The organism is Acinetobacter sp. GN11 (assembly GCF_054823985.1).
This window is the reverse complement of sequence record NZ_JRVL01000180.1, coordinates 16,796-28,528: the sequence shown is the minus strand read 5'-3', so window position 1 is coordinate 28,528 and position 11,733 is coordinate 16,796. Positions and strand designations below refer to the sequence as shown.

Annotated in this window: 6 protein-coding genes; 2 read left to right on the top strand and 4 right to left on the bottom strand. The window is 39.6% G+C overall.

Annotated features, from left to right (window positions below; translation table 11 throughout):
* Positions 1-26: 26 nt before the first annotated feature.
* Positions 27-758, top strand: coding sequence for a 4'-phosphopantetheinyl transferase family protein (locus NL42_RS15060; RefSeq protein WP_461313354.1), 732 nt, complete (start codon positions 27-29; stop codon positions 756-758).
* Positions 759-799: 41 nt separating this feature from the next.
* Here the strand turns inward: NL42_RS15060 and entS are convergent, their stop codons facing one another.
* The 4 genes from entS to fes are packed head-to-tail and all read right to left on the bottom strand — an operon-like array spanning position 800 to position 10,655.
* Positions 800-2,050 carry an enterobactin transporter EntS gene (gene entS, locus NL42_RS15055; protein ID WP_068934080.1) on the bottom strand — a complete coding sequence of 417 codons (1,251 nt, stop codon included), beginning with the start codon at positions 2,048-2,050 and terminating at the stop codon, positions 800-802.
* Complete coding sequence (locus NL42_RS15050; protein WP_461313353.1) at positions 2,047-9,198, bottom strand: amino acid adenylation domain-containing protein; 7,152 nt, start codon at positions 9,196-9,198, stop codon at positions 2,047-2,049. Before NL42_RS15050 ends, entS begins: the two co-directional genes overlap by 4 nt.
* A gap of 12 nt (positions 9,199-9,210) precedes the next feature.
* Positions 9,211-9,426 carry an MbtH family protein gene (locus NL42_RS15045; protein WP_013197941.1) on the bottom strand — a complete coding sequence of 72 codons (216 nt, stop codon included), beginning with the start codon at positions 9,424-9,426 and terminating at the stop codon, positions 9,211-9,213.
* 29 nt (positions 9,427-9,455) lie between these two features.
* Positions 9,456-10,655, bottom strand: a complete 1,200-nt coding sequence (fes, locus tag NL42_RS15040) for an enterochelin esterase (protein ID WP_461313352.1) — start codon at positions 10,653-10,655, stop codon at positions 9,456-9,458.
* A 267-nt stretch (positions 10,656-10,922) separates the two neighbouring features.
* Between fes and NL42_RS15035 the strand changes: the two genes are divergently transcribed.
* Complete coding sequence (locus NL42_RS15035) at positions 10,923-11,693, top strand: SDR family oxidoreductase (RefSeq protein WP_461313351.1); 771 nt, start codon at positions 10,923-10,925, stop codon at positions 11,691-11,693.
* Positions 11,694-11,733: the final 40 nt, after the last annotated feature.

Genomic DNA, 11,733 nt, shown 5'->3' with positions numbered 1-11,733 from the left:
AAATATTTATTTTGAAGTCGAATACAGTGAGTCATTATCTATACATTCCTGAACAAATCAGTAAATCAATTTATGAAATTTCGAACCCTATTTTTCTTACATCAGAGCTATTTTGTTATGGGCTAGATTTATCGCAAACAACGCATTTGCATATAGACCAACAATTAGAGCATCCTCTAAAAATTGCTCAAGCGCGTGTCGAACGTAAAAATGAGTACTTATGTGGCAGAGTATTAGCTCAGGCTGTTTTAAATCATCATTTCGGTTTAGATCAGCCAATAACCTCTATGCATGAACATTTACCCATCTGGCCAACTCATGTTTTGGGGAGTATTAGTCATTCACAAAATAAGTTAGTTGTTGCGCTATCTAATAATGCGGTTTATTTGGGAATTGATATTGAGCACTGGGTGACCTCAGAATTTGCTCAAGAGAGTGCACATCTTATTTTAACGCTATCTGAGTTCGATTTATGGAAAGGTAAAGCTGCAGAGTTTTTTGATTTTGCCCGCTATGTGAGCTTAATTTTCTCTGTAAAAGAAAGTCTATATAAAGCGGTTTATCCCACTGCAAAGCAATATATTGATTTCTTAGAAGCATCTATTGTTGATATTAATTTTAAAAATCAAACATTAACACTAACTTTTTTGCCAGAAATTCAACAACGCTATCAACTTTTAGAACAATATCAAGGTGGCTGGGTCGTAGAGCAAGACCATATTATGACTTGGGTTTTTCAAGCACGAATTTTTGCTTAAAATAAAAGAAGGCAACGAATTGCCTTCTTTTATTTTAGGGTTTAATTTTCTTGTAATTTAGGATCTTGGAATCCTGTTTCACGCATATCTTGAGAGTTGAATAGGAACATAAATCCTACTGCAAAGCTTAGTATGCCAAAGAAGAGGATACTTCCTGATATTGGTAAAAAACGCGTTAAAAGACCTAAAGTTGTGGTGGCAATCGAATCGCCTAATGCATCTTGTGCGAGCCAGATTGAATTAATACGCCCTAAATATTCATCAGGTGTATGTCCTTGTACAATGCTGTATTGAAGCAAGTTGGCAATCGACATCAAATATCCAAACACACATAAAATGGGTAAAGTCACTATGAGCCACGGTGAAAGTCCAATCATAATCATGCAACTAAAAACACCTAAGCACGTATAGAGCATGACTAAGCCGGGTTTGAGTAACTTTGTTGTCCATCCACTCAGTAATGCACCTAAAGTTGAGCCTAAAGGCACGGCCGAATACATAAGTCCGAGTTCAAATGCGCCGCCGTGAAAAATTTCATCTGCCATTTGCGGAAAAATAATACGAATAGCGCTGCTAAAACTGAGCAGTGTTCCAATTAAAATGGTGCTACCGACCACTTTATTTTTAAAAACAAATTTAAATCCTTGAGCCAATTGGCGAAGAGGACTTTCACCATTTGATGCATGTTGTGGTTTAAGCGCAGGTAGTCCCATCAATAAAAATACAGTAAGTAAAGTACCCACCGTTGATACCCAATATACGGTTGCAACACCGCTAGCAGCAATTAAAATACCGCCGATTGCTGGTGAAATAACGGTTGCAAGACGTACGGATACCATACTGATCGCACGGGCTTGTACAATATTCTCGCGCCCTACAATCACAGGCATGATCGCCATCATTGCCGTTACGCCTAGTGCACCAAAGAAACCATCCCATGCTGATAGAAAATAAATCGCATAGAGTGAAGGGTGTTCAAACATGGCATTGATGGCGAGGCCAGCAAAGCCTAAACCACACACACCACGAGCCAATAAAATTAGCCACTTCCGATCTTTGCGATCTGACAGCAAACCACCAAGTAACAAGCCAATAAACATGGCTATGCCTTCAAAAGCCATTGCAACTGCAACATTTAACGAACTACCCGTAATGTCGTAGACCTGTTTTGGAATAGCTACGACCAGCATGCCAATCGTTAACAATGACAATGTGCGGGCAATAAATACATGTCGGAAATGAGCATTACGTTTTAAAAGACTAAAGTCGGTCAATATAGATTTGAAGCTCATGGCGTGTGCTCCTCTAAACCGCGCGCCTGACAAATCATGCGGTTTAAAATCGGGCCAAGTGTTTCAAGCTGCTGCGGAGATAATAAATCGGTATGGTCTGCATCACTTAATCGAACAATATTGAGCTTTTTAACTAAAGGCGACCATTGTTGTTCTGGTTGGATATACGGTAGTAGGTCTTTTTCAGCAACAACTAAATGTAGTTCACCTTCAAAATTCGTCATCTTATAAGGTTTTAATAAACGGACTGCATCGCGATAGTTTGCGAAAATATCATCTTGTAAACGGCGGGTTTCTTCATTTAGTGCCGTGTCTGCATCGGCTAAAATATCATTGAAGAATTGAAGTTGTTCTTGTTCAGCTTCTACATTCATTTCCTCTACAGATAAATCTAACCACTGATGAATTTCAGCAGGGTAAGTGTCTAACAAACCGAGATAATCAACTTTTTCACCTTGTTCAGTTAACTTCGCTGCAACCGCATAAGCGACTGTGCCGCCCAGTGAATAACCTAATAAAGTATAAGGTCCTGTTGGTTGTTGCTTGCGAATAATCTCAAGTTGTTTTTCAACGAGTTCGTCCATATTAGCGCTATTTGCCAATAGGCCATCTGGTCGAGGTGACTGCAACCCGATAATTGGTAAGTCAGAATGCAAATAACGATTCAGCACCGTATATTGCCATGCTGAACCAGAGCCGGGGAAGAAACAGAACAATGGATGCCCAGAGCCAGCACGGATTGGTAAAATGGGTTGCATGCCAGTTTGTTCAACTTCTTCTAAACGTTCTTGTGTAAGAAGCAAAGCCGCTAAACGTTGAATCGTGACATGACTCATCAACTGACCAATTGGAATGGTTCTTTGGAATACCTTCCTGATTTCAATTGCAAGCTTCATTACTAAAATGGAATGCCCACCAATGGCAAAGAAATCTTCGTTAACACCAATATTCTGATCTGTATTTAAAATTTGCTGGAAAATACGTGTCAGTTCATGTTCAAAAGCAGTGGTGGCGTACTGTTTTTCTGTATTTGAAGGGTTAAGTTGTGGTTGCGGCAGTGCTTTACGGTCCAGCTTACCATTATGACTTAATGGAAATTGCTCGACCAACATATAGTGTGTCGGCACCATATATGCAGGAAGCTGTTTCGCCAATTGTTTCTTTAACTGGTCGATATCCACAGGTGCAGTTGTTTGCAAGTAAGCGACCAATTGAACATCTGCTTTATTTTGCTCAGAAGAGATAGGATGTACAACCACATCAAGACCGCTGAGTAAGCGTAATTGTTGTTCAATTTCACCCAATTCAATACGTTGCCCACGTATCTTTAATTGGTCATCAGCACGACCCACATATTGAATACGACCGTCGGCATGCCAGCGAGCAATATCACCAGTGCGGTACATGCGTTGACCTGCTGCAAATGGGTTCGCCACAAAACGTGTTGCCGTTAAATCTGCTCGATGTAAATAACCCATGGCCAGTTGATGACCTGCTAAATAAAGCTCACCGTCCACTCCAACAGGAACAGGGCGTAAGTATTGGTCTAAAATATAAAGCTGGGTATTCCAGACTGGATAACCAATAGCAATACTGTTTTCTTTAGAGTCTAATTCTTGAGTCACATCCATATAACTCACATCTACCGCAGCTTCTGTTGGGCCATATAAGTTATGCAATTCACAGTTAAAGTGCTCAGTAAATGATTTTGCTAAAGCCGTTGGTAATGCCTCACCACTACAAAACACTCGGCGGATTGGCAAACTTTGACGCTGAGCAGATGACAAAATTTCGGTAGCAGCATTTTCAAAAACAGCCAACATTGACGGTACAAAATGTAATGTCGTTACCTGATATTTTTGAATGAGGCTTAATAATGCCAATGGATCACGGTGTGCATCCACAGGTGCCATAACCAATCGCGCACCTACTAAATATGACCAGAAAAATTCCCATACAGAAACATCAAAAGTGCATGGCGTTTTTTGTAAAATTGTATCGGCTGCTGATAGTGGATACTCTGATTGCATCCATAAAATACGGTTCACAATGGCTTGGTGAGAAACCATAACACCTTTTGGCTGGCCTGTTGTACCCGATGTATAGATTAAATAGGCCGGATGCTGTGGGGTAATAACTGTCGTTTTATAGCTGCTTAAATCAACCTTTGTTTCATGAAACAATTCATTAAAAGCAAAGGTGGCTATAGATGGAGAAGCAATAGCAGCTAGATCTTTTTGTTCACCAATCACAAGTTTAGATTTGGCATCCAGCAACATAAATTTGATGCGTTCAGACGGATGTTGTAAATCGAGTGGCAAGTACGCTGCACCTGCTTCAATCACCGCTAAAATAGCGATACTCAGTTTGACTGATCTTGGTAGGGCAACGGCAACAATATCTCCAGCTTGTACGCCAGCTCTTTGCAATTGCAGTGCTAAAGCACAAACTTGCAAACGCACCTCACTAAAACTGAGCTGATGAGTTTCATCAGATAACGCCGTTTGTTCAGGAGTAATTCGAGCTTGCTCTCTGAGTAATTGCTGTAATGTTGTTGGGCGAACATAATATTGAGTTTGATTCGTTTTCTGGATTAATTCACGCTCTTCGGCTAATTGTAAGCGATAGTGACCTAAAGATGTCTCTGGTTCATTTAATGCAATTTCAATAAATTGAACCATTCGCTCAAGGAAATGTTCAGGCCGATCAATTACACCACGCTGTTCGAGTAATAGCTCAATTTGATGATCAGGAATAACTAACAAAGCAAGCGGATAATGGCTATAACCACGATTTGTGAGTTTAGAAATCGCAGCATCACCAAGTTTTTGCTGTAAATATTGGTTATCTGGATAGTTTTCTACGACTAACAAACTATCAAAAAGATTGCCTTGAGCCATCAATTGCTGAATTGAACTTAGTCCTAAACCATCATGTTCTAAATGTTCAACATGCAATTGCTGTAACTGAGTCAATTGTTCCCAAAGTGTTTGCTGCATGTTGAGCTTTACACGTACTGGAATCGTATTTAAAAACAATCCAATCTGCTGCTCTAAACCATTGATAGGCGCTGAACGCCCAGAAACAGGGGTACCAAACACAATATCTTCACGGTGAGCATAAATATTTAAAGTCATTGCCCAAATCATTTGCATGAAGACATTGAGCGTGATGCCTTGCTGGCGTAATTTGTGTTGAAGTTTCGCACCCAACTCAGCACTTAAACGATATGAAGTTTCCTGTACAGCTTGCTGTGCTTGATTAAATAAAATAAGTGGCTGTAAATCTGCTAAATCACGTTGCCAGATTACTTTTGATGTTTCATGGTCACGTCCAGATAAAGCTTTAATCACTGTTTCATAACTATGTTCAAGCACTGGCAGTTGTTGGTTAGTTTGCTGATAGGCTTTAATAAAGTCTTGTAAGAACAATGGAGTTGACCAGCCATCTGTTAGCAGGTGATGCACCATAATCAATAGTTCTGACTGTTCTGGAGCATGTTGAATTAAGGTTGCCCGAATTAAGCCATAGGGTTGGTCGAGGTGAATCGGTTGCTGCAATGCTTCTTGAATGGTTTGCTCAAGCAGATCGGGAGTGACTGAGCAAAACTGAACTGGCCAAGCTTGAGTAGGATGTAATGAATAGATAAAAACAGGTTCTTCAGTTAATTCACTATCAAAATGTCCGCCTAATTGAGGGTGACGTTTTAATACGGTAATCAACGCTTGCTGTAAACGTACCGGATCAATGTCTCCATTTAAGCTAAGACGAGTAAAGGCATTATAGTTCGATTGTTTTTCTACTTGAGATAAGAACAGCATGCCTTTTTGCAAAGGAAGCAAAGGTAAAATAGCGCTGTTTTTTCCATATTTTTCTTGAACTTTTTGTTCTAGCTCTGCTGAAAATAAAGGTTTTGAAACGGCTACTTGTTGTTCATCTAAGCGGGTGAGTTGCGGTGCCATAGCCGCGACTGTTTTAAATTGGAATACATCACTTGGTCTTAAGCCGTAACCACGTTGGCGTAATTGAGTACAAACCATAATGGCCGAAATACTATCGCCACCTGTCATAAAGAAGTCGTCATCAATTCCAATTGTGTCAAGCTTAAGAACAGATGCAGTAATTTGACATAAAAGTTGTTGTTCAGACGTTTCGGCCATGCGGCTATGGGTACGAATTTGAGGCTTTGGCAGTGCTTTTTTATCAACTTTACCACTTACATTTCGTGGAAATTCGGACATAACAGTCAGGGCAGAAGGCACCATATATTCAGGTAGGTTTTGACGTAACTGACTTAAATATTGTTGACTTAATTGCTCACTGGTTTTTTCATCAAGTTCAATGTCTTTGACCACACAATAACCGAGTAAACGATGACTGTTATTAATCGGTTCTGCAATCACGACTGCGCTTTCAACATTGGCTAAAATTGAAAGCGCATTTTCAACTTCACCAATCTCAACACGATAACCACGAATTTTGATCTGGTCATCACAGCGCCCCATAAATTCAAGTTTACCCGTGCTATTCCAGCGGACTAAATCACCTGTACGGTACATGCGCTGTCCATGTTCAAATGGATTCGCTACAAAGCGGGCAGCACTTAAGTCCGCGCGACCTAAATAACCATTGGCAATACCAAAGCCAGAAATATAAAGCTCACCAATCACGCCAGTCGGGCATCGTTGCAAGTGGCGATCTAGTACATAGGCCTGTGTATTACCAATAGGGTTACCAATGACAGGGCGAGCTGTCTGCTTTAATTCTGCTCGGAAAGTATCAACCGTATATTCTGTTGGGCCATATAAGTTATGTGCAAAAAGCGCTGGCTGAGCATTAAGCTGTTGCCATAAAGCTAAAGGTGCAGCTTCACCACCAATCAAAATAAGACTTGGTTGATGCTGATTTTCAGCAAATAAACCATTCGTCATCATTTGTGCACAAAAAGATGGAGGTAAATCGAGTGTATCGATTTGTCGTTGCTGAATTTCTTGCACTAGACCAAATGCATCACGACGCATGTTTTCATCAAAAATATGTAGCTCTTGGCCCCATACCATCCAGAAAACTTGCAACCAAGATGAGTCAAACGAGAAAGAGTGTGTATGCGCTGCACGTAATGGACGCTCAGGGAAACGCTCATTTACAGCTTCTAATACAGGCCAGTAAATGGTTGGTTTATGAGACACAATGAGGTTGAGTAAAGAACCATGTGTGTTCATTACCCCTTTAGGACGACCAGTACTACCTGAGGTGAAAATTACATAAGCAACGTCTTGGAAATCAAATTTACGATTTTCGGCAGGAATATCACTCGCATCTTGCTTCCGAATTTGTGTTTGGACGTCTTCATTATCGAGGTATAGCTGCTGAATATTTTGTGGTAGTTGCTGTGCAAGTGCTTGCGTGGTTAATACAAATAATGGATTGGCATCTTCACACATCATTTGCATACGATCGATTGGGTAATCTAAATCAAGAGGCAAGAAACTCGCCCCAGAATTTAGTACAGATAACATCACCACAACTGAGTCAATTGAACGAGGAATAGCTCCAGCGATGACAGTTTGCTTTTTGGCCCCATTTTCTTGTAAAAAACGAGTCAGTTGATTCACTTGTACTGCAAGCTCAGCAAAACTAAGATGCTGAAGGTTTGGACGTTCACCACTCACAATTGCGGTACGCTCAGGATACTTTTTAACTTGCTCATAAAAAATATCTAAAACATTATTATATTGTTCAGGATGACTAACACGCGGACCAATACCACTTTGGGTTAGGGCAGCGAGCTCCTGTGGTGTCGTAATATTAAAATTACTACATGCTTGTTCTGGACGAACCAAAGCTTGTTCAAGCAACAACGTTAGGCGTTGACCATGTGCAAATAGTTCATCTTGTGTATAGCGCTGTGCATCTGCACGTAGTTCGATAATGAGTTCATGATCTTGAACAATAAAAGAAAACTCAAAATCATCAATTGGTCCTGTGGATATATGGTGTGTTTTGACCCTTTCACCATCTAACATCAAGTCTTGATCAAAAGCTTTATAGTTTAAAATAGGACCATACATTCGTTCATGAATGTCGATACTGTTTAAATCTCTTAAAATTTGTTCAGCATCGTATTTCTGATGTGGACGAATTTGTCTTAATTGTTCTTGTACGTGTTGAGCCAAGCTTACCCAACTGTCTTTTTCAGCAACTTTAAACTTCACAGGCAACACATTTACCGTAGGTAAGGTTGAGCGAATCGCTTTTGAACCTAAACGGCGCATGAATGGAATACCATTAACCAAATCAGCTTTATCGGTCATTTTGTAGATGTAATGTAATGACAATGACATCATCATGTCATTCAAAGCTAATTTAGATTGCGCAGCTAAAGCTTGAATCTGCTCTAAAATCCCTGTCGAAAAACGCAGCTGATGCTTAATAAATGTCGCTGTGGTTTTTGCTGCTAAATGATGAGTACTTAAACTAACCGGACTAGGTAAATCTTCACAATATGCCTTCCAGAAAGCTTGGTCTATTTTAAATTGATGGCTATTTTCATAAGCCTGACGCTCAGAAATAGCATCATTGACGCCAATGAACGGAGAAGCTGAAAGGTCTTTTTCTTCTTGTAATTGTTGATAGAGTTCAACAATACGTTTGGTTAGGTTAATCATGCTAAAGCCATCAAGCATGATGTGGTGATAGCGTTGATACCAATACACTTTATCATGCGTCGTAAATAACACCTGACGGAACAGTTGAGATTCACCCGCTTTAAGTGATTTAGCACATTGACGATCTGATGGCATCCAGTCCCATAAACGTTGTTGAGCTTTTTTAGGCGTTAAATGACAAAAATCAAATTCTTCAATTTGAAACTGAACTTGGTTATTAAGCTCAATAAAAGGTTGAGACGGGTCAGATGAATATGAAGCAATGACCGTATCAGCTTCACTCAAGCCGATTTGAATTGCTTTTTTAAATGTTGGGAGGTCGACAGTTTTTGGTAGTTCCAAACAATGTGCAATGGTATATAAATCTTCAATAGAACTTAAGTGATCGGCAAGGAAAATGCCGAGCTGAGTAGATGCCAATTCAAAACGAGCTGGTTGAGAAAGGTCCGGAGTAAATTCATTATTTAATGCCTGATTCATGACAATACTCCTTTACGCTTGTTGAAAGGGGTTAATTGCAAGCCAGTGCTTTTCTACATATGCAATACATGAAGCCCGCGTATCCGGCCCATGCTGCACATCCCATCCCGATGGCACCTGATGTTGAGCAGGCCATAAACTGAACTCACCTTGTTGATTTTTTAAAACCTGAAAAGACAAACTTTCATTATCGAAAGGATTAATATAGTTTTCCTGTAAGTTGCTCATGATATTGTTATCCTTGATGAAACAAATGGTTATAGTGAAAGAGTTTGTTGCAATGCCTTAAGCAAGTCAGTACGCCAGTTCACGGCATCATGTCCGCCTGAAAAACTGTGAAAACTCACTTGATTGAATGATTGCAATTGTTGATAAAGCTGAAGGGCATCGTCCCGCATATCGGTTTCATACGTGCCAGCACTGATATAAATTTGAGTTGTTTTTGATAATTGATGAGATAGGTTTTGAAGCAGTTCTAAAATATTACCTTTATGCTTTTGCCCTAAAATACTGTTTGAAAAATCTGACCACCAATAAGATCCAGATTGCAAAATCAGGGAAGTAAAAATGGTCGGAAACAACAAAGCGCTATGTAAAGCACATAAACCACCTAAACTTTGACCACATAACGTAATGTCTGTTTTAGAAATAAAAGAATATTCTTTTAAGAGTATTTCAATAAGTTCATCAACCAACGCCTGACTAAACGCATCATGACAACCATAGTCTTGTTGGCGTTGTTGACTATTTAAGCTATGAACAAAAACATAAACTGCTGGACGAATCTTATTTGAATCAGTCAAATGTTGGATTTCGGGCAGAATTGAAAGCTCTCGACTCCACATTTGGCCATCAAGCAATATGACGAGTGACAAGACTTCTTGAGTTGCTTGATGACTAATAAAAATGTCGACCAAATAGTCCTGTTGGCATAAGCGACTTGACCATTGAAATGTCTTTGTAATTGGGTAATCGTCTATTAAAGATTTCGTGTTTTCGAGTTGAATCTGGTTGATGTAACGCGCCAGATGCCCAGTGTAAAAGTGATGCTGACTTAATAGGTCAATTTGAGCATTTTGTTTAAGTTGATTTTGCCACCATAAGCGTCGCGTAGCAGAACAATTTGTTTCTGGTGCTTCCTCACTCGCTGTAACTACGACATAACTACCAGCCCATGCGAAAGGGAGTTCTACCTCAAAAAAGTAAATATTTGTTCCAGCAATATGGCTAAAACGATTCCACTGTTGGTAGATAGAGGGGCTTTGTGAATAGATATCGATATAAATAAATAAATTTTCTTTAGGCTCAGCGCTACGCCAAACAAAGGTGCATAGAGCTTTATCTGATTGAAAATAAACAAGGGGATTACCTAATATTTTAACGGTATTCCACCACACTTCACTTCCAACATTGAGTTGTTGAAATAGGGGATGTAAGGGATGAGAAAATGGCTTCATTTTGAGTCCATCTCGACAAGAAAGCGCGGTCAAAGTATCAAAATGATTCTCATTAGTAAATGAAAACAATTATCATTATAATCAATAAAAAAAGATGAGTTTTATTAATATCAATTAAAAACAATAATTTAGGTCGATAATGTGGTTAATAAATAACTTAATTTAGATTGTAATCTTATGTTTGATATTTATCGCTCTTGATAATAATGATAATTATTTGCAATTATGTTGCGCAATTTAGTGATCAAATCAGACGGGAGTAAGAACATGAGCTCTACCATCGTAGTCACAGGTGCTGCAAGAGGTATCGGAGCTGCTATTGCAAAGCAATTATTGCAACAAGGGTATCAAGTGATCGGTATTGATCAGCAGGAAAACCCAGAACAATGGGAAATCAGCAAAAACCTGACATCAGATGAATGTTTACGTTGGCAAGGCATTTCACAGGACATTACACAGCAACAAGCCACTCAAAAGCTTATTGCCGATCTTTTAGAAAAGCACAACATTACAGGTTTAGTGAACGCAGCAGGTGTCTTGATTATGCGTTCTATGCTTGAAGCAAAAACAGAAGACTGGCAAACGCTTTTTGCGGTAAATGTCATGGCGCCTATTGCGATTAGTCAGCAACTTGCCAAACACTTCTGTGAGAAAAAACAGGGAAGTATTGTCACGATTAGCTCAAATAGTTCACGTATGCCGCGTATACAACTGGGCATGTATGCAACTAGCAAAGCAGCGTTAAGTCATTACTGCCGTAACCTTGCACTTGAAATCGCACCTCATCAAGTACGACTTAATATTGTTTCACCAGGATCTACTCTAACCCAAATGCAGCAGCAACTTTGGACAGATGATGTACCTCCACCCGCGGTAATTGATGGTGATTTAAGCCAATACCGTACAGGCATTCCCTTAAGAAAATTAGCTCAACCTGAAGATATTGCTAATACAGTCAGCTTCTTACTTTCTGATCAGGCTGCACAAATTACCATGCAAGAAATTGTGGTTGATGGAGGAGCCACTTTAGGCGTTTAAACACACATTCATTACAACAAAATAACTGTATAAGGAGTTG